The organism is Celeribacter sp. (genome assembly GCF_048261515.1).
Taxonomy (GTDB): domain Bacteria; phylum Pseudomonadota; class Alphaproteobacteria; order Rhodobacterales; family Rhodobacteraceae; genus Celeribacter.
Window position 1 is genome coordinate 83,378 of record NZ_JBLXFZ010000009.1, and the last position, 16,310, is coordinate 99,687.

Annotated in this window: 24 protein-coding genes; 18 read left to right on the forward strand and 6 right to left on the reverse strand. The window is 60.0% G+C overall.

The features are described 5' to 3' along the window. Positions 1–5: 5 nt before the first annotated feature. Positions 6–365: a hypothetical protein gene (locus tag ACN0SC_RS14925; protein ID WP_417250487.1), complete on the forward strand. Its 360-nt coding sequence runs from the start codon at positions 6–8 to the stop codon at positions 363–365. A 6-nt stretch (positions 366–371) separates the two neighbouring features. Here the strand turns inward: ACN0SC_RS14925 and ACN0SC_RS14930 are convergent, their stop codons facing one another. Then, complete coding sequence (locus ACN0SC_RS14930; protein WP_417250488.1) at positions 372–1,550, reverse strand: MalY/PatB family protein; 1,179 nt, start codon at positions 1,548–1,550, stop codon at positions 372–374. 158 nt (positions 1,551–1,708) lie between these two features. Here ACN0SC_RS14930 and def (ACN0SC_RS14935) point away from each other — a divergent pair, with 158 nt between their 5' ends. The 6 genes from def (ACN0SC_RS14935) (at position 1,709) to ACN0SC_RS14960 (ending at position 4,368) form a co-directional block, all read left to right on the forward strand. After that, a complete protein-coding gene (def, locus tag ACN0SC_RS14935) occupies positions 1,709–2,230 on the forward strand; it encodes a peptide deformylase (RefSeq protein ID WP_417250489.1) in 522 nt (173 codons plus the stop codon). Positions 2,231–2,298: 68 nt separating this feature from the next. Beyond that, the gene (gene def / locus ACN0SC_RS14940) at positions 2,299–2,802 is read left to right on the forward strand and encodes a peptide deformylase (RefSeq protein WP_417250490.1); all 504 of its coding nucleotides are present in this window, start codon (positions 2,299–2,301) and stop codon (positions 2,800–2,802) included. Further along, complete coding sequence (gene fmt, locus ACN0SC_RS14945; protein WP_417250491.1) at positions 2,799–3,704, forward strand: methionyl-tRNA formyltransferase; 906 nt, start codon at positions 2,799–2,801, stop codon at positions 3,702–3,704. The genes def (ACN0SC_RS14940) and fmt overlap by 4 nt, the downstream gene beginning before the upstream one ends. A 7-nt stretch (positions 3,705–3,711) precedes the next feature. Beyond that, the gene (locus ACN0SC_RS14950) at positions 3,712–3,951 is read left to right on the forward strand and encodes a hypothetical protein (protein WP_417250492.1); all 240 of its coding nucleotides are present in this window, start codon (positions 3,712–3,714) and stop codon (positions 3,949–3,951) included. 9 nt (positions 3,952–3,960) lie between these two features. Continuing rightward, positions 3,961–4,200 carry a GlsB/YeaQ/YmgE family stress response membrane protein gene (locus ACN0SC_RS14955; RefSeq protein WP_417250493.1) on the forward strand — a complete coding sequence of 80 codons (240 nt, stop codon included), beginning with the start codon at positions 3,961–3,963 and terminating at the stop codon, positions 4,198–4,200. A 6-nt stretch (positions 4,201–4,206) separates the two neighbouring features. Beyond that, positions 4,207–4,368: a hypothetical protein gene (locus tag ACN0SC_RS14960; RefSeq protein ID WP_417250494.1), complete on the forward strand. Its 162-nt coding sequence runs from the start codon at positions 4,207–4,209 to the stop codon at positions 4,366–4,368. Positions 4,369–4,372: 4 nt separating this feature from the next. Here ACN0SC_RS14960 and ACN0SC_RS14965 read toward each other — a convergent pair whose 3' ends face one another. From ACN0SC_RS14965 to ACN0SC_RS14980, 4 genes are all read right to left on the reverse strand, one after another. Further along, on the reverse strand, positions 4,373–4,996 hold the full coding sequence (locus tag ACN0SC_RS14965; protein WP_417250495.1) for a trimeric intracellular cation channel family protein: 624 nt from the start codon (positions 4,994–4,996) through the stop codon (positions 4,373–4,375). Continuing rightward, positions 4,993–5,463: a ribonuclease HI gene (rnhA, locus tag ACN0SC_RS14970; protein ID WP_417250496.1), complete on the reverse strand. Its 471-nt coding sequence runs from the start codon at positions 5,461–5,463 to the stop codon at positions 4,993–4,995. Before rnhA ends, ACN0SC_RS14965 begins: the two co-directional genes overlap by 4 nt. Then, entirely contained in the window at positions 5,460–6,413 is a 954-nt protein-coding gene (ispH, locus tag ACN0SC_RS14975; protein ID WP_417250497.1) for a 4-hydroxy-3-methylbut-2-enyl diphosphate reductase, read from the reverse strand. The genes rnhA and ispH overlap by 4 nt, the downstream gene beginning before the upstream one ends. 128 nt (positions 6,414–6,541) lie before the next feature. Beyond that, positions 6,542–7,105 (reverse strand): NYN domain-containing protein, encoded by a 564-nt coding sequence (locus ACN0SC_RS14980; RefSeq protein ID WP_417250498.1) that lies wholly within the window; start codon positions 7,103–7,105, stop codon positions 6,542–6,544. Positions 7,106–7,230: 125 nt separating this feature from the next. Between ACN0SC_RS14980 and folK the strand changes: the two genes are divergently transcribed. From folK to ACN0SC_RS15035, 11 genes are all read left to right on the forward strand, one after another. Then, on the forward strand, positions 7,231–7,821 hold the full coding sequence (gene folK, locus ACN0SC_RS14985; protein WP_417250499.1) for a 2-amino-4-hydroxy-6-hydroxymethyldihydropteridine diphosphokinase: 591 nt from the start codon (positions 7,231–7,233) through the stop codon (positions 7,819–7,821). A 138-nt stretch (positions 7,822–7,959) separates the two neighbouring features. After that, on the forward strand, positions 7,960–8,313 hold the full coding sequence (gene rpoZ, locus ACN0SC_RS14990; RefSeq protein ID WP_417250500.1) for a DNA-directed RNA polymerase subunit omega: 354 nt from the start codon (positions 7,960–7,962) through the stop codon (positions 8,311–8,313). 51 nt (positions 8,314–8,364) lie between these two features. After that, complete coding sequence (locus ACN0SC_RS14995; RefSeq protein ID WP_417250501.1) at positions 8,365–10,482, forward strand: RelA/SpoT family protein; 2,118 nt, start codon at positions 8,365–8,367, stop codon at positions 10,480–10,482. Positions 10,483–10,493: 11 nt separating this feature from the next. Further along, positions 10,494–11,147, forward strand: coding sequence for a DUF2062 domain-containing protein (locus ACN0SC_RS15000; protein ID WP_417250502.1), 654 nt, complete (start codon positions 10,494–10,496; stop codon positions 11,145–11,147). A 97-nt stretch (positions 11,148–11,244) separates the two neighbouring features. Next, positions 11,245–11,994 carry a pyridoxine 5'-phosphate synthase gene (locus ACN0SC_RS15005; RefSeq protein WP_417250503.1) on the forward strand — a complete coding sequence of 250 codons (750 nt, stop codon included), beginning with the start codon at positions 11,245–11,247 and terminating at the stop codon, positions 11,992–11,994. A gap of 71 nt (positions 11,995–12,065) precedes the next feature. After that, positions 12,066–12,407, forward strand: coding sequence for a Dabb family protein (locus ACN0SC_RS15010; RefSeq protein WP_417250504.1), 342 nt, complete (start codon positions 12,066–12,068; stop codon positions 12,405–12,407). Beyond that, complete coding sequence (acpS, locus tag ACN0SC_RS15015) at positions 12,404–12,805, forward strand: holo-ACP synthase (protein WP_417250505.1); 402 nt, start codon at positions 12,404–12,406, stop codon at positions 12,803–12,805. Before ACN0SC_RS15010 ends, acpS begins: the two co-directional genes overlap by 4 nt. Positions 12,806–12,940: 135 nt before the next feature. Then, positions 12,941–13,723 carry a signal peptidase I gene (gene lepB / locus ACN0SC_RS15020; protein ID WP_417250506.1) on the forward strand — a complete coding sequence of 261 codons (783 nt, stop codon included), beginning with the start codon at positions 12,941–12,943 and terminating at the stop codon, positions 13,721–13,723. Continuing rightward, the gene (gene rnc, locus ACN0SC_RS15025) at positions 13,720–14,409 is read left to right on the forward strand and encodes a ribonuclease III (RefSeq protein ID WP_417250507.1); all 690 of its coding nucleotides are present in this window, start codon (positions 13,720–13,722) and stop codon (positions 14,407–14,409) included. Before lepB ends, rnc begins: the two co-directional genes overlap by 4 nt. Then, positions 14,402–15,322, forward strand: a complete 921-nt coding sequence (gene era, locus ACN0SC_RS15030; protein WP_417250508.1) for a GTPase Era — start codon at positions 14,402–14,404, stop codon at positions 15,320–15,322. Before rnc ends, era begins: the two co-directional genes overlap by 8 nt. Beyond that, positions 15,315–15,653, forward strand: a complete 339-nt coding sequence (locus ACN0SC_RS15035) for a DUF1491 family protein (protein WP_417250509.1) — start codon at positions 15,315–15,317, stop codon at positions 15,651–15,653. The genes era and ACN0SC_RS15035 overlap by 8 nt, the downstream gene beginning before the upstream one ends. On the opposite strand, the gene ACN0SC_RS15040 is transcribed toward ACN0SC_RS15035, so the two are convergent. Continuing rightward, positions 15,592–16,248: a Pr6Pr family membrane protein gene (locus tag ACN0SC_RS15040; protein WP_417250510.1), complete on the reverse strand. Its 657-nt coding sequence runs from the start codon at positions 16,246–16,248 to the stop codon at positions 15,592–15,594. The two genes, ACN0SC_RS15035 and ACN0SC_RS15040, sit on opposite strands and share 62 nt — an antisense overlap. Positions 16,249–16,310: the final 62 nt, after the last annotated feature.

The following is a 16,310-nucleotide window of genomic DNA, read 5'->3' on the forward strand; positions in this document are numbered from 1 at the left end:
GTCTTATGTCCGAATACACATCCGAATTCCTACCCAAAGAGGTCCGCGAAGGTCTGGAGCTTGCCCGCAAGGCGAGCCTGAAGAAGCGGTCTCGCCTGCGTGTGCAGACGGGGGAGGAGACCTATCGCGTGTTGCGGATGTGGGAAAACGGCTTTGCCCTCGACCGCGACGATGCCGATCACTTGCGCGGGTTGGTCGACGTTTATGACGGCTCTAGGCACCTCTATCAGGCGCTGATCGTGGCCAGTCAGGATGACGGCCACGAAATGCAGTTCGAGTTCAAACGCTCCACCGCAGCCACTGACCGTGCGCCGCTGGACTATGATCGCCCCGACGACGCGCCGATCGCATTGTTGCCGCGATAGGCGTTTTTACTGAAGATCGCTGAACGCCGCCGTGAGCCTGTCGCAAGCCTCTTGAACGAGGCTGCGCGGGGTTGCGAGGTTGAAGCGTAAGTAGCTTTCTCCTCCTGTGCCGAATGTTTCGCCGTGGTTGGGCGCGACACGAGCGGTCTTCTGCACGCGGGTGAGGTATTCGTCCTTGCTCATTCCCGTCCCCGAGAAATCCACCCACGCCAGATAGGTCGCTTCCAAGGGCATGGACGCCAGCCCCGGAATGGCGTTGATCGTCGCGTCGAAAATCGCGCGGTTGCCGTCGATATAGGCCACCATGTCGTCCACCCACGCGGCTCCCTCGGGCGAGTAGGCGGCAGTGGCCATATGAACGCCGAAGGAATTGGGCGAGATACCCAAAGCCGCCATCGTTCCCGCGAACTGTTTGCGCAACTCGGGGGCTTCGATAATGACGTTGCCCACGTGGCTGCCCGCGATGTTGAAGGTCTTGGTCGTCGCGGTCATCATCACCAGCCTGTCGGTGATGTCGCTGAACTGCGCCATAGGGATATGGGTGTTCCCGCCAAATACGATGTCGTGGTGGATTTCGTCGGACACGAGGATCAGATCGTGGCATTTGCAGAAGTCGGCTACGCCTTGCAACTCCTCGCGCGTCCAGACTCGGCCACCCGGGTTATGCGGCGAGCACAGGATGAACATGGTCTCATTGCCCGTCATCTGCGCATCCCACGCATCGAAATCCATCGTGTAGCGGCCATCGGTCATCGCGAGTTCGCACTCGACCACTTCGCGACCCGCTGCTTTGATCGTGCGGGCGAAGGCGTGGTAGACGGGCGTGGTGAGCACAACCCCGTCGCCTGCTTTGGTGAAGGCCTCAAGGCAAAGCCCCGTTCCGTTGACCAATCCGTGTGTGGTGAAAATCCATGCAGGATCAACCTCCCAGCCGTGGCGCTCTTTCATCCACCATTGGATCGCAGCGTGGTAGTCGCCTTCGTCTCCGAAATAGCCGTAGATGCCGTGGGTCGCCATATCTTCGACCGCCTTTTGCACGCAGGCAGGGGGCCGGAAATCCATGTCAGCGACCCACATCGGGATGCCGTCTTTGGGCGAAACGCCATAAAGGGCCTCCATCTGGTCCCACTTCGCGGAATGGGTGCCTGTGCGGTTGATAATTTCGTCGAAACGGCTGTCGGTCATGGGGCGTCCTCTTGCACTTTTTTGAGAGCTTAGATGCGCTGCGCGGTGGATGAAATGGAAAAACGGCGAACACGGTCATTGCATGAAGTGATGACCCTTGCCGCGCTCTGTGTGCCGTCACAGTTGCACCCGCGCGCGGGTTTGACTACATGCATCCCATGACCCTGAGACCGATCCTGATCCACCCCGACCCGCGTCTGAAAAAGACATGCGATCCCGTCACGGACTTCGACACCGCTTTGGCGGCGTTGGCCGATGATATGTTGGAGACGATGTATGAAGCGCCTGGCATCGGACTGGCCGCGCCGCAGATCGGCGTGATGAACCGTCTTCTGGTAATGGATTGCGTGAAGGAAGAGGGTGGCACGCCCGAACCCATGGCACTCGTGAACCCGAAAGTTGTTTGGGAGAGCGAGGATAAGAACGTCTACGAGGAGGGATGCCTCTCCATTCCTGGACAATATGCCGAGATTGAACGTCCCAAGATGGTGCGTGTTCAATGGCAGGACGTAACGGGCAAGGCGCACGAAGAGGAGTTCGACGAGTTGTGGGCCACCTGCGTCCAGCACGAAATCGACCACCTCAACGGCACGCTCTTCATCGATTATCTGAAGCCGCTCAAGCGCCAGATGATCACCCGCAAGATGCAGAAGCTGAAGCGCGAACAGGCGCGGGCGTAAGCTGTCCCGTGACGGTCCCGCGCGCGTGAGGCCTGCGACACCAGTGTAACGACGATCCGAGGACCGCCATGCCGACGCGCCCCTTTCTGCCCTATCCCGACAAGCGCCTGAAAACCGCCGTGCCCCCCGTCGAGGCGATCACCGACGAGGTGCGCGCGATCTGGGATGACATGGTCGAGACCATGGACGCCATGCCAGGCTACGGGCTTGCAGGGCCGCAGATCGGCGTGATGCAGCAGCTCGCCGTGGTCGATTGCTCGACCGAACGTGGCAAAGCCGTGCGCATGGCCAACCCCCGTATCCTGCACGCCTCCAGCAGATTGCGCGAACATGAGGAAGCCAGCCCGAACCTGCCCGGAATGTCCGCCGTGATCTCCCGCCCCCGCGCGGTGACGGTCGCCTTTCTCAACGAGCATGGCGAGGAAGAAGAGCGCGATTTCGTTGATCTCTGGGCCACTTCCGTCCAGCACCAGATCGACCACCTTCAGGGGCGGATGTATTTCGACAGCCTCAAACCTGTGAAGCGTCAGATGTTTCTCAAGAAAGCGAAGAAGACGGGAGCGATGAAATGAAGGTTGTGTTCATGGGGTCGCCCGACTTCTCCGTGCCTGTGCTTGATGCGCTGGTTGAGGCGGGGCACGAGATTGCCTGTGTCTATTGCCAGCCGCCGCGTCCTGCAGGGCGTGGGAAGAAAGATCGCCCGACCGCCGTTCATGCGCGCGCCGAGGCTCTTGGTCTACCCGTGCGACACCCGCTCAATTTCAAGGATGCCACCGATGTCGAGGCCTTCGCCGCGCTTGAGGCGGATGTAGCTGTGGTCGTGGCTTACGGGCTGATCCTGCCGCAGGCGTTGCTCGATGCGCCGAAACACGGTTGCCTCAACATCCACGCCTCACTCCTGCCGCGCTGGCGCGGGGCCGCCCCGATCCACCGCGCGATCCTTGAGGGCGATGCGATGACGGGTGTTTGCGTGATGCAGATGGAGGCGGGTCTCGATACGGGGCCGGTGCTCTTGCGGCAGGAAACCGAGATTTCCGACGAAGACACCACCGCCACGCTGCATGACCGCCTGTCCGAGATGGGGGCCGATGCGATCTGCGCCGCGCTCGACGGGCTGTCGGTTCTGGTCCCCGAGCCGCAGGCCGAAGAGGGCGTTACATACGCCAAGAAGATCGACAAGGCCGAAGCTAGGATCGATTGGTCCAGCTCTGCCACCGAGGTGGACCGCAAAATTCGCGGCCTCACCCCGTTTCCAGGTGCATGGGCCACGCTGAACGGTGAGCGGATCAAGTTCCACATGTCGCGCGTCACGGATGGTGCGGGCGAGGCGGGCACGGTGATCGGCCCGTTCACCATCGCCTGTGGCACGGGTGCGGTCGAGATCACAGTTGCGCAGCGTGAGGGAAAACGGGCTATGCCTGTGGATGAAATTCTGAAAGGATTGGAACTCCCCGAGGGCAGCCAATTCAAATGAGGTTCGCATGTTTCCCGTATTGATCGGCACAGTCGTTATCGCTGGCATCGTCGGCTACGCGTCAGAGAAGACGGGGTTCACCCGAAACGGCTATCTCCAGTCGATCATCATTTGCGTTGGCGGAGCCTTCCTCGCCTATTTCGTAAAGTTGATGTTTGGCCTCGGATTTCGCCCCTCAGGGGTGAACGCCATCGTTGCGTCTCTCGGGGCGTTGATTATTGTTCCCACGCATTGGCGCAAACGCTAGGAGGGCAACATGCCCATACTCTATCTGATCATCGTTGGTGCAGCGGCTGGGTTCATCGCGACCCGCGTTCTGGATATGCGCACCTCCGTGCCTATGACTATCGGGATCGGGATGGCCGGCGCGCTGTTTGGCGGCTTGATCCTGCGCCTTGTCGGATCGCTCTTCGGCTTCCTTGGTGGGTTCGTCGGTGCGGTCATTGGCGCGATGCTGCTCATCTGGATTTGGAAGAAGCTCTCGGAGCGCGGGTAAGCGGTGATGCTCGGCCTGCTCTCCATACCAGGACGTTTGCTGGGACTGTTTGTCGGGCTATGCCTGTGGCTCTTTACGCGACCTGGCGGCTGGGCCGTGGTCTGCGTTCTCGTGCTGGTGGCGTCCGAGTATTACACCGATTTCCTTGGCATCGGCGGTCGCCCCTGACACGTCAGCTGCGCGGCGGCTGTGATTTATAGACTGGTAGCGTCCAGCCAAAGCGCAAACTTCCCGCGCGCAGTACGAATGTCACGATCCCGCAGCTTAGAGCCATCACCACGGGGGACGGGGTGATAAAGGTCGTCACCACCCCCGCAATTGCCCCCGCGCAGGCCGCAGAGGCATAAAGCTCTCCTTGTTTGAGAACGAGCGGGACCTCGTTACACACCACATCCCGCATCAACCCGCCAAAGCACCCCGTGGCGATCCCCATGATCACGACGATAACGGGCAATTGGTCCATCTCGTTGGCCACACCTACGCCCGCCGAAACCGCCACGGCAAGTGCGACAGCATCGGCCCATGTCAGCACCTTGAGGCGGCTTTCAAACAGGTGGGCGGTAAAGAACACCACGAAGGCCGCCAGAACAGCAACGCCGATGTAGGTGACATCCTCGATCCAGAACACTGCGTCGCGGCCGAGCAGTACATCGCGGGTGGTGCCGCCCCCGACCGCAGTCAGGCAGGCGACGAAGGCAAAGCCCACGAGGTCGAGTTGCGCGCGCGATGCGGCCAGCGCACCAGAGATCGCAAACACCACGACCGCGGCGAAATCGAGCGCCCCGACGAAGGTCATTTTGCTGCCGACTTCGCAGGCTTGAAGGGGGCCATTCCCGCCCGAGCCAACTCGTCGGCGTGCTCGTTCTCGGCGTGGCCTGCGTGACCCTTGATCCATTTCCACGTCACGTTGTGGGTCGCCTGCGCCTCATCCAGACGCTGCCAGAGATCCACATTCTTGACTGGCTTCTTGGATGCGGTTTTCCAGCCGTTGCGCTTCCAACCGTGAATCCACCCCGTCACGCCGTTTTTCACGTAGGCGCTGTCAGTGGTGATGGTGATGTCGGTCGGGCGTTTGAGCGTCTCCAGCGCGTTGATCGCGGCCAGAAGCTCCATGCGGTTGTTCGTGGTCTCGGCCTCGCCACCCTTAAGTTCGCGCTCTTTGATGACGGTGCCATCCTTGAGCGCGCGCATCAAAACGCCCCAGCCACCAGGGCCAGGATTGCCCGAACAGGCACCATCGGTCCATGCGTGGATTTCGGTCATTGGGCGGGCACCCTCAGAACGCGGGGCACTTTGAACTCGATGTTCTCTTGCGCGGTTTCGACCAACTCTTGTGTCACGTCGAAGCGGTCGCGGAAGGCGTCGATGACCTCGTTGACCAGCACTTCGGGAGCCGATGCGCCCGCCGTGATGCCGACCGATGTGATCCCTTCAAGCGCGCGCCAGTCGATGTCCGTGGCCCGTTGCACCAATTGCGCATAGGCGCATCCGTTGGCGCTGCCCACTTCAACGAGGCGTTGCGAGTTGGATGAGTTCGGTGCGCCGATCACCAAGAGCGCGTCGATTTGTGGCGCGATGGCTTTCACGGCAGCCTGACGGTTGGTGGTGGCGTAGCAGATGTCTTCCTTATGCGGGCCGACAATATCGGGGAAGCGGGCGCGCAGGGCGGCGACGATATCAACGGTGTCGTCCACCGAAAGCGTTGTTTGCGTGATGAAAGCCAGCCGCGACGGATCGCGCACGTCGAGCCCCGCCACGTCGTCGGGCGTCTCGACGAGGAGCACTTCGCCGTCGGGAAGTTGGCCCATTGTGCCGATGGTTTCGGGGTGGCCCGCGTGGCCGATCATGACCATTTGCAACCCGTTTTCGTGATGGCGCTCAGCCTCGATATGAACCTTGGAGACCAGCGGGCAGGTCGCGTCGACGTAGACCATTTCGCGACGCGCGGCCTCGGCTGGGATCGCTTTGGGCACGCCATGCGCGGAGAAGATCACAGGGCGGTCATCGGGACACTCGTCCAACTCCTCGACAAAGACCGCGCCCTTGTCTTTGAGGCTGTCCACGACGAATTTGTTGTGCACGATCTCGTGGCGCACGAAAACGGGCGGCCCCCACTTGTCGATGGCCATTTCCACGATCTTGATCGCGCGGTCGACGCCTGCGCAGAACCCGCGCGGGGCGGCGAGATAGAGGGTGAGGTCGGGCTTGGACATTGGGCACTCCTGTTCGCCTCCCAGAGGTAAGGCGCAGGCGGGCCGAGGTCCAGACCCAACCTGTCTCCAAACGAAGTCGGGCAGGCCAATGTGACCTGCCCGCTAACCGTTTGACGTGTTGAAGCCGCCTAGTCGTTGTCGAGGCGATCGTTGTCGGTGAATTCGCGCGGCGGACGTCCGATGACCTCGCGCAGATCGTCCAGCTCGATGAAATTGTCAGCCTGACGGCGTAGCTCGTCGGCGATCATCGGCGGCTGGCTGCGAATAGTGGAGACCACGGAGACGCGCACGCCTTGTCGCTGGAGGCTTTCGCACAGCGGGCGGAAATCGCCATCGCCCGAGAACAACACAATGTGATCCACATGCGGGGCCAGTTCCATCGCGTCGACGGTCAGTTCGATATCCATATTGCCCTTCACCTTGCGTCGACCCATCGAGTCCGTGAACTCTTTGGCGGGCTTGGTGACCATGGTGAAGCCGTTGTAATTCAGCCAATCGACCAACGGGCGGATCGGCGAATAATCGTCATTTTCTAACAGCGCCGTGTAGTAAAACGCGCGTAACAGCTTGCCCCGACGCATAAACTCCTGACGCAGGAGTTTATAGTCTATATCAAACCCGAGCGCCTTCGTTGCTGCGTAGAGGTTCGAGCCGTCAATAAATAGGGCGAGACGTTCATCTTTATAAAACATTGGGTGGCCTTGTGTTTCTTGCCAGACGTTTGTGCCGCGACTCAAAATCTGTGGTGCCGCGAAGGGAACATATATAGTGATTACGGAATCGGACAACCAGACGCTGTATATAGGATCGTAACGTCGTGAAATTTGATCTCAGTCATTCTGCGTCGCGGGATCGTCCAGCTTTTATTGCTCTTGGCTCCAATCAGCCGTCCTTCGCGGGGCCGCCGAAAGAGACGCTGCGCGCGGCTCTGGAGATGATGGCGGAGCACGGTTTTGTGGTGGCGCGCGAAAGCCGATTTTACGAAACGCCTGCTTTTCCTGCGGGGTCGGGGCCGAATTTCGTAAATGCTGTTGTGGGGGTCGAAACGTCGCTGTCCCCGTCCGAATTGCTCTTACAACTCCACGAGATCGAACGTGCCTTCGGGCGTGAGCGCAAGGAACGATGGGCCGCGCGTCCGCTCGATCTGGATCTTCTGGCTTATGGTGATGTGATCTGCCCTGATGTGGACACGGTGCGCGACTGGATGGCGTTGCCACTTGACGAGCAGATGGCGCGCGCACCCGAGGGGCTTGTTCTTCCACATCCGCGCCTAGCCGAGCGGTCTTTTGTGCTGATTCCCTTTTCCGATGTCGCGGCTGATTGGACCCATCCGATCACGGGAAAATCAGTTGCGGATATGCTGCGCGCCTTGCCTGTGGGTGATATTGAGGCGGTCAAACCGCTCTGAAATCGGCGGCACAGGGCGTAAATTCGCCCAAAACACCTAGAATTGAGGGGATAGCCCTTCCATCCGTTCTTGTCATTCGTCTGTAAGCGGCCTAAATAGAGCGCTTGTTACCCCGTCCTGATAGAGATTGGAGATCCCATGGCCCGCGTGACCGTAGAAGATTGCGTCGATAAGGTTCCGAACCGTTTCGAGCTTGTGATGCTTGCGTCGCACCGTGCCCGTGAGATCGCTGCGGGTTCTCCCCTGACTGTGGACCGCGACAACGACAAGAATCCCGTCGTGGCACTGCGCGAGATCGCGGAAGAGACCCAGTCCGCCGACTCCCTGCGCGAACGCGCGATCGAGTTCTATCAGACGCAGATCGAGGTTGATGAACCCGAAGAAGACCAAATGGCGCTTCTCATGGGGCAGGAAACCGACAAGCCCGCCGACGACGACATGTCCGAGGAGAAGCTTCTGCGCGCTTTGATGGAAGCACAGGGGCAGCAGTAATAGCGTCGTGCGCAACTCGCACGGCCAAGACACGGAGTTCGCGGACCGGCCATGATCGACGTCGAAGACCTGATCGCGCTGGTCCGTAACTACAATCCACGAACAAATGCCGATCTGATCCGCGAGGCCTACGCCTATGGCCGCGAGATGCATGAGGGGCAGTTCCGCCACTCTGGCGAGCCGTATTTCACCCATCCCGTTGCCGTTGCCGCCATTTTGACTGAACAGGCGCTCGATGACGCGACGATCATCACGGCCCTTCTCCACGACACGATCGAAGACACCCGCGCCTCCTACCAGGAGGTGAAGCGGCGTTTCGGTCAGGAAGTTGCCGATCTTGTCGATGGTGTGACCAAGCTGACCAACCTGCAACTGTCGTCGACCGAGACCAAGCAGGCGGAAAACTTCCGCAAGCTCTTCATGGCCATGTCGAAAGACTTGCGGGTGATTCTCGTTAAGCTGGCCGACCGCCTCCACAACATGCGCACGATCAAGTCGATGCGCCATGAAAAGCAACTCCAGAAAGCGCGTGAAACCATGGACATCTTCGCGCCGCTGGCAGGGCGCATGGGGATGCAATGGATGCGTGAAGAGTTGGAGGATCTCTCCTTCCGCGTCATCAACCCCGACGCGCGCAACTCGATCATCCGCCGTTTCATCACGCTGCAACGCGAGACGGGCGATGTGATCCACAAGATCACCAACGACATTCGCACCGAGTTGGAAAAGCAGAAGATCGACGCGGATGTATTCGGGCGCGCGAAGAAACCCTATTCGATCTGGCGCAAGATGGAGGAGAAGCAGCAGAGCTTCTCACGTCTTTCCGACATCTACGGCTTTCGCGTCATCACCCGCTCCGAGGCTGATTGCTATCGTGTGCTTGGCGTAATCCACCAGCGGTGGAAGGCAGTTCCTGGACGTTTCAAAGACTACATCAGTCAGCCGAAATCCAACGGTTATCGCTCCATCCACACCACCGTTTCAGGACGTGATGGCAAGCGTGTCGAGGTACAGATTCGCACGCAGCAGATGCACGATGTGGCCGAAAGCGGCGTGGCCGCGCATTGGTCCTACCGCGATGGCGTGCGCGCGCAGAACCCCTTTGCCGTTGATCCCGCCAAGTGGCTCGCGCAACTGACCGAGCGTTTCGAGAACGCCGAGGATCACAGCGAATTTCTCGAGCATGTGAAGCTCGAAATGTATGCCGACAAGGTGTTCTGTTTCACGCCGAAAGGCGAGGTCGTGTCCCTACCCAAGGGCGCGACACCTCTGGACTTTGCCTATGCGATCCACACGCGGATCGGGGATAGCTGCGTTGGTGCCAAGGTTGACGGGATTCGCGTGCCGCTTTGGACACGTTTGAAAAACGGTCAGTCCGTGGTTGTGCTCACGGCCGAAGGGCAGCGACCACAGGGCACTTGGCTCGATATTGTGGTGACGGGACGTGCTAAAGCCGCGATCCGCAAATCCCTGCGCGAAGAGGACCGCGAACGGTTCGTCAAACTCGGCACAGAACTGGTGCGCGTGGCCTTTGCCCATGTGAACAAACGGGCCACCGATAAGGCGTTGAAAACTGCGGCCAACCAGTTGTCTTTGGCCAGTGCCGAGGAGTTGCTCGCGCGAGTTGGTTCGGCCGAGCTTGCGGCGTCCGATGTGGTGCGCGCGCTCTATCCTGAACTCATCGAGGAGAGTGACGAGATCGAGGCGAAACGCGCCGTGATCGGCCTGTCGGAAGGCGAGACCTTCCACCGCGCTGATTGTTGCCAGCCTGTGCCTGGCGAGCGGATTGTCGGCATCACCTATCGCGGGCGCGGCGTCATCACTCACGCCATCGACTGTCCCGCGCTTGAGGAGTTGGAGGCCGAGACAGATCGCTGGGTCGATCTGCAATGGCACGCGGGTCCGCACGCCGCGCAGCACACGGTGTCGCTCGACCTGACTATTTCCAACGGAGCGGGCGTTCTCGGGCGGATCTGCACCCTGATCGGGGAGCAGAAGGCCAATATCTCCGATCTGAATTTCATCGATCGCAAGCCTGACTTCTATCGTCTGATTGTCGATGTGGACCTGCGCGATATCGAGCACCTTCACGCAGTGATGCTGGCGTTGGAGGCCGAGAATGATGTTGCTCGCATCCGCCGTTACCGCGACCTTGATCGCAGACCCTGAGGGGCGCGTGAATGGTGTTTAAGCGACGGGATAAACTCTCTCCGCTGATGTGGCTGAGTAATGTGCTGTGGCCGAAAGGTGGCTGGCATCGCGCCGCGCTATACCTGCGTCACCGCCTGCATCGCCTTCCTGACACGCCGCAGAAAATTGCCCGCGGTGTCGCGGCAGGTGTCTTTGTCAGTTTTACGCCCTTCTTCGGCCTACACTTTGTCATCGCCTTCTTGGGTGCGAAACTTGTGCGTGGCAACTTTATCGCTGCATTGCTTGGAACCTTCGTGGGTAATCCGCTGACCTATGTTCCCATCGGTGTGATCTCGCTCAAGATGGGACACTTCATGCTCGGCACCGCGTTCGATCATGCTCATGAGCGGTCTTTCGTGGGGAAGTTCTTTGATGCCGCGCGGGACTTCTGGATCAATTTCAAAGCACTCTTCACGGGTGCGGATGCGAACTGGGACGGGCTTATCGTCTTTGGTCGGGAAGTATTCCTGCCTTATCTGGTAGGGGGCATCCTGCCGGGTTTGGTGGCGGCCATCGCGGCCTATTACCTCACCTTGCCGATGATCGTCGCCTATCAGGCGCGGCGCAAGAAACGCCTGCGTGCCAAGCTTGAAAAACTACGCAAGCGGGCGGCGGGAGAAAAGGTCTCTGGCAAGCGAGGATAGGGGTGCGTGATCGGCCTTATCATCAAATGTCGTTTTCCTTTTCGGGCCGCGCCGTTATGGTTTCGCCATAGCATAATCAACCTCAATCAGGCCCAAAATGACACAGACCCTTCCGCTTCGCCTCGGCATGAACATTGACCACGTTGCGACCGTGCGAAACGCGCGCGGGTCCGAATATCCAGACCCGATCCGTGCCGCAAAACTCGCCGAAGAAGCAGGGGCCGACGGGATCACCGCTCACCTGCGCGAGGATCGCCGCCACATCACCGACACCGATATTGACCGTTTGATGGAGGCACTGTCGTTGCCGCTCAATCTCGAAATGGCTGCGACCGACGAGATGCAGGCGATTGCCCTTCGCCACAAGCCGCATGCGGTCTGCCTCGTGCCCGAAAAACGCGAAGAGCGGACCACGGAGGGTGGGCTTGAAGTGGCGCGCGAAGAGAACAGGCTGGCACATTTCATCGCGCCGCTGCGCGAGGCGGGGTGCCGTGTGTCGATCTTCATCGCCGCCGACCGTCCGCAGATCGAAGCCGCCGCGCGCATTGGGGCTGCCGTTGTCGAATTGCACACAGGCGCCTATTGCGATTTGCATGCCGAGGGGAAATTTGACGAGCGTGACGAGGAGTTGGAGCGCCTGCGCGAGATGGCCGCACTTGCCGCAGATCTCGGACTTGAGGTGCACGCAGGCCACGGTTTGACCTACGACACGGTCAAGCCGATTGCCGCCATCCCGCAGATCGTCGAATTGAACATCGGGCATTTCCTGATCGGGGAGGCGATTTTCCGTGGCATTAAACCCGCCATTGACGAGATGCGCCGCCTTATGGACGAGGCGAGGGGGTAAGAGATGGCGCGCGTCACGACCCCGACACTTCCGCCCGCCCAGCCCATTGCTACGCGAGAAGGGATGTCAGCATGATCCTGCATACTGTTTTTTGCGCACTCACGCCCGATCACGATCCCGCCGAACTGGCCGCTGTCATGGCGGGGCTTGAGGCACTGGAGTTGGACGGTTTTGTGGGGTTCGCGCATGGCCCGAATGTTGACGCCGAGGGCAAGACACCGCGCTATCCATACGGATTCCAATGCACATTCACCGATCGCGCCGCGCTTGACCGCTACGCGCAGGATGCGGGGCATCGGGCGCTCGGAGCGCGGCTTGTGGCGATTTGCGAAGGTGGCGGCGAAGGTGTCCTCGTGTCCGACATCGATACGGATCAGGCCGTGGGCATCGCCACGGGTGGAGCGGCTCAATGATCCTCGGGATTGGCACCGATCTGGCCAATATCGAGCGTATTCAGGGCACGCTCGACCGTTTTGGCGAGAGGTTCAAAAACCGCGTATTCACCCCCACGGAGCAGCGCAAGGCGGAGAACCGCAAGGATGTGGCGGGGACATATGCGAAACGCTGGGCGGCGAAAGAAGCCTGTTCCAAGGCGCTCGGGACGGGGCTTGCCATGGGGATTTCGTGGATCGACATGGCCGTGACCAACCTCGGCACGGGCCAACCCGTCATGGAGGTCACGGGCTGGGCCAAAGAGCGGCTCGAAGAGATGACGCCCGAAGGTCACGAAGCAATTATCCATGTCACGCTCACCGACGACCACCCCTGGGCGCAGGCATTTGTCGTGATCGAGGCGCGTAAAATCGGCTGATCTTCGCGTGTTGCGGGGGCCATAAATCCCCGTATTACTTGACTCTACGCACCCGCGCCCGCATGAAGCCCATGAAACAGTGCGCCGTTCGATTGCGGTGCCTATGAGCAATGCAAAGACGGACACACCCGACAGATGAGTAGCTTCAAAGACAGCGCGATTGAGACAGTCAAAACAATCGTCTACGCCCTCCTGATCGCGGGGATCTTCCGCACCTTCTTCTTCCAGCCGTTCTTTATCCCCTCCTCGTCGATGAAGGACACGCTGCTAATCGGTGATTTCCTCTTTGTGAATAAGATGAGCTACGGCTATTCGAAGTCCTCTTGTCCGCAGTTGGTGAATTTCCTGTGCCCGATCTCTGGACGTATCCTCGACCGTGCCCCTGAGCGTGGCGATGTGGTGGTCTTCGAACACCCGACGCAGCACCGCGCCTTCGTGAAACGTCTCGTTGGCCTGCCTGGTGATCGCGTGCAGATGCGCGACGGGGTGCTCTACATTAACGACGAAGAATCTGTGCAAACGCCCGACGGCACCTTTGTCGAGACCTACGCGCGGCAAGGGTCAGCGGGCAACATGCCACGATGCGCCAACCCCGCACCCGGCACTGGGGCCGACTGTATAAAAGAGAAGCTCATCGAGACCTTTCCTGACGGGCATAGCCACTCAATCCTCAACATCGGCCAAACCCGCGTAGACAACACCAGTGTTTTCACTGTTCCCGAGGGGCAGTATTTCTTCCTCGGTGACAACCGTGACAACTCCGCCGATAGCCGCGTAGCGCAACCCTCTGGTGTCGGCTTCGTGCCCGAGGAATACCTGCTGGGTCGCGTGGATCGTGTTATCTTCTCCGCCGAGGGGCGCTCGCTCCTGTTCTTCTGGACTTGGCGCCTTGACCGTTTCTTCGAGAAAATCATTTGAAACTTTCAGCCGAACTCGAAACCTTCCAAAGTCGCCTCGGGCACCACTTCTCCGATCCCGAGTTGCTGATCCGTGCCACTACGCACAGCTCGATTTCCTCAGCCTCGCGGCCTGACAACCAACGGCTTGAATTTCTGGGGGATCGTGTGCTCGGTCTGACCATGTCCGAGGCGCTGTTCCAAGCTGACAAGGCGGCGGCCGAGGGTCAACTCGCGCCGCGTTTCAATGCCTTGGTCCGCAAGGAAACCTGCGCCGATGTGGCCCGCCAGATCGATCTTGGTGCGGTTCTGAAACTTGGACGTTCGGAGATGCTTTCAGGTGGGCGGCGCAAAGAGGCGCTGCTGGCCGATGCGATGGAAGCGGTGATCGCGGCTGTCTATCTTGACGCGGGCTTTGAGGCCGCGCGGGACGTGGTCCTAAACCTCTGGGGTAAGCGGATCGAAAGTGTGGACGATGATGCCCGTGACCCGAAATCCGCGCTTCAGGAGTGGGCGCAGGCCCGCAAACAGGCCCCGCCGAAATACGAGACCGTTGCGCGCACGGGCCCCGATCATGCTCCCGTTTTCACCATCCGCGTGACGCTCGATAGCGGCGAAAACGAACAGGCGAAAGCGCCGTCGAAACGCGCCGCCGAACAATCCGCCGCAAAGGCGCTGCTTATGAAACTGGAGGCCGGAAATGGCTGATTCCACTGATACCCGCGCGGGCTTTGTCGCCCTGATCGGCGAACCGAATGCGGGCAAGTCGACTCTGCTCAACCAGATGGTCGGCGCGAAGGTGTCCATCGTCACGCACAAGGTGCAAACCACCCGTGCCCGTATTCGTGGCGTGGCGATCGAAGGTGAGAGCCAGATCGTTTTTGTCGACACGCCGGGGATTTTCAAACCCAAACGCCGCCTCGACCGCGCGATGGTCACTGCCGCTTGGGGTGGTGCTGCGGATGCAGATATCACCGTGCTGATGGTGGAGGCGCATCGCGGTCTGACCGAGGGCGTCGAGGCCATTATCGAGGCACTGGAAGAGAACCCCGTGCGCGGGAAGGTTGCTCTGGCAATCAACAAGATCGACATGGTGGAGGTCCAGAAATTGCTGGACCTGACCAAGAAGCTCAATGACCGCTTTACCTTCGTGGAGACCTTCATGATCTCCGCCGAAAAGGGGCGCGGTGTTGATGATCTGCGTAAATGGCTGGCCAAAGAACTTCCCGAAGGGCCGTGGCTCTACCCCGAGGATCAGATCGCTGACTTACCGATGCGTATGATTGCGGCCGAGATGACCCGCGAGAAACTTACGCTGAACCTGCATCAGGAATTGCCCTACCAGCTCACGGTCGAGACGGAGAAGTGGGAAGAGCGCAAGGACGGATCGGCTCGTGTCGACCAGATCGTCTATGTCTCCCGCGATGGCCACAAAGGGATCATCCTCGGCAAGCGCGGCGAGACGATCAAGCGGATTTCCCGTGCCGCACGTGAGGAACTCGAGGAGTTTCTGGGCCGCAAGATCCACCTTTTCCTTCAGGTGAAGGTCCGCCCGAACTGGCTGGAAGAAGCCGAACGCTACGGCGAGATGGGTCTCGATTTCAAGGATGGCAATGCCTGAGGCGCGGCTGGCCAGCGGGGTTTGGGTCTCGGCCTATCTCACGCGATTGCGGTTGGCCGATATCCCTGCCTTTGTCGTTCAGAAGGGTGATGCGACGGCGGGTGCTGTTCTGGTGAAACTTAACACGCTTGATGGTCGCGCAGTTGTCTACCAGCGCGAGTTCAATCTGATGGAAGATCGCCGCGCATGGGCTGTCTTGGCGGAGGGTGAGGAGCGCGAAGTGGACGCAGCCCTTGCTCGTCAGAAGGGGTTTGATCCCGACCTGTGGATTATCGAGATTGAGGATCGCGCGGGTCGGACCTTGCTCGATCAAGAGGGGCTGAGCGAGTAAGCATCCGCGCCACCCCGATCTGAAGCGCCGCCGCTATGCCGAATGACAGCGCGAGAATGACAACCCATTTGGCCACCCCGTCCCATCCGAGAACGTTCGGATCAATGAAGAAGTAGGGATAAACCCCGTCGATCATCCCGCGGCCGACACCATAGATCGCGTAGCCCAAGGGCCACGCCAGCCACATGACGGCATGGCGGAAGGTGAGCCGCTCTTTTTCCGCAAATGCAATCCACCACAGCACCGTTGTCAGTGGCGTCACCGTGTGCACCATGTGATTGGACAGCCAGTCGGCCCCTTCGCGTGGCTCGATTGTGGCGTCGAGAAGTCCCCAATAAACAACGCCCACAATCGCGATCCAAAGCGCAAGCGCCGCCGTGACGGGTTGCGCTGCGGTGCGACCTGTACTCGCCATGCGAGAGAAAACGATTGCAACCATCAGGTTCGTCAGGATCGTGAAATAGCGTAACAGTGACCAGACCGTTGCCAGCGCTGTGGGGTTTTCGGCGCGGTTCACGGTGAACTGGAGGGCGAGGCCAAGCACCGCGCATAGCGCGATGACGGTGGCGGATTGATGGGCGCGTTTGCTCAACATGCTCGAAGCGTAAGACAGATGCAGACCGCCACGCAATCCGCTTGCGCCCGTCGTGACGTGAC

Coding starts and splice junctions, on each gene's coding strand:
- acpS (WP_417250505.1), top strand. CDS start 12,404: ATGATCCTCGGGATTGGCACCGATCTGGCCAATATCGAGCGTATTCAG.
- ACN0SC_RS14925 (WP_417250487.1), top strand. CDS start 6: ATGTCCGAATACACATCCGAATTCCTACCCAAAGAGGTCCGCGAAGGT.
- fmt (WP_417250491.1), top strand. CDS start 2,799: ATGAAGGTTGTGTTCATGGGGTCGCCCGACTTCTCCGTGCCTGTGCTT.
- ACN0SC_RS14960 (WP_417250494.1), top strand. CDS start 4,207: ATGCTCGGCCTGCTCTCCATACCAGGACGTTTGCTGGGACTGTTTGTC.
- ACN0SC_RS14930 (WP_417250488.1), bottom strand. CDS start 1,550: ATGACCGACAGCCGTTTCGACGAAATTATCAACCGCACAGGCACCCAT.
- rnhA (WP_417250496.1), bottom strand. CDS start 5,463: ATGACCGAAATCCACGCATGGACCGATGGTGCCTGTTCGGGCAATCCT.
- ACN0SC_RS15040 (WP_417250510.1), bottom strand. CDS start 16,248: ATGTTGAGCAAACGCGCCCATCAATCCGCCACCGTCATCGCGCTATGC.
- def (WP_417250489.1), top strand. CDS start 1,709: ATGACCCTGAGACCGATCCTGATCCACCCCGACCCGCGTCTGAAAAAG.
- rpoZ (WP_417250500.1), top strand. CDS start 7,960: ATGGCCCGCGTGACCGTAGAAGATTGCGTCGATAAGGTTCCGAACCGT.
- lepB (WP_417250506.1), top strand. CDS start 12,941: ATGAGTAGCTTCAAAGACAGCGCGATTGAGACAGTCAAAACAATCGTC.
- ACN0SC_RS15010 (WP_417250504.1), top strand. CDS start 12,066: ATGATCCTGCATACTGTTTTTTGCGCACTCACGCCCGATCACGATCCC.
- ACN0SC_RS15000 (WP_417250502.1), top strand. CDS start 10,494: ATGGTGTTTAAGCGACGGGATAAACTCTCTCCGCTGATGTGGCTGAGT.
- def (WP_417250490.1), top strand. CDS start 2,299: ATGCCGACGCGCCCCTTTCTGCCCTATCCCGACAAGCGCCTGAAAACC.
- ACN0SC_RS15035 (WP_417250509.1), top strand. CDS start 15,315: ATGCCTGAGGCGCGGCTGGCCAGCGGGGTTTGGGTCTCGGCCTATCTC.
- ispH (WP_417250497.1), bottom strand. CDS start 6,413: ATGTCCAAGCCCGACCTCACCCTCTATCTCGCCGCCCCGCGCGGGTTC.
- ACN0SC_RS14995 (WP_417250501.1), top strand. CDS start 8,365: ATGATCGACGTCGAAGACCTGATCGCGCTGGTCCGTAACTACAATCCA.
- ACN0SC_RS14955 (WP_417250493.1), top strand. CDS start 3,961: ATGCCCATACTCTATCTGATCATCGTTGGTGCAGCGGCTGGGTTCATC.
- ACN0SC_RS14950 (WP_417250492.1), top strand. CDS start 3,712: ATGTTTCCCGTATTGATCGGCACAGTCGTTATCGCTGGCATCGTCGGC.
- ACN0SC_RS15005 (WP_417250503.1), top strand. CDS start 11,245: ATGACACAGACCCTTCCGCTTCGCCTCGGCATGAACATTGACCACGTT.
- ACN0SC_RS14980 (WP_417250498.1), bottom strand. CDS start 7,105: ATGTTTTATAAAGATGAACGTCTCGCCCTATTTATTGACGGCTCGAAC.
- era (WP_417250508.1), top strand. CDS start 14,402: ATGGCTGATTCCACTGATACCCGCGCGGGCTTTGTCGCCCTGATCGGC.
- ACN0SC_RS14965 (WP_417250495.1), bottom strand. CDS start 4,996: ATGACCTTCGTCGGGGCGCTCGATTTCGCCGCGGTCGTGGTGTTTGCG.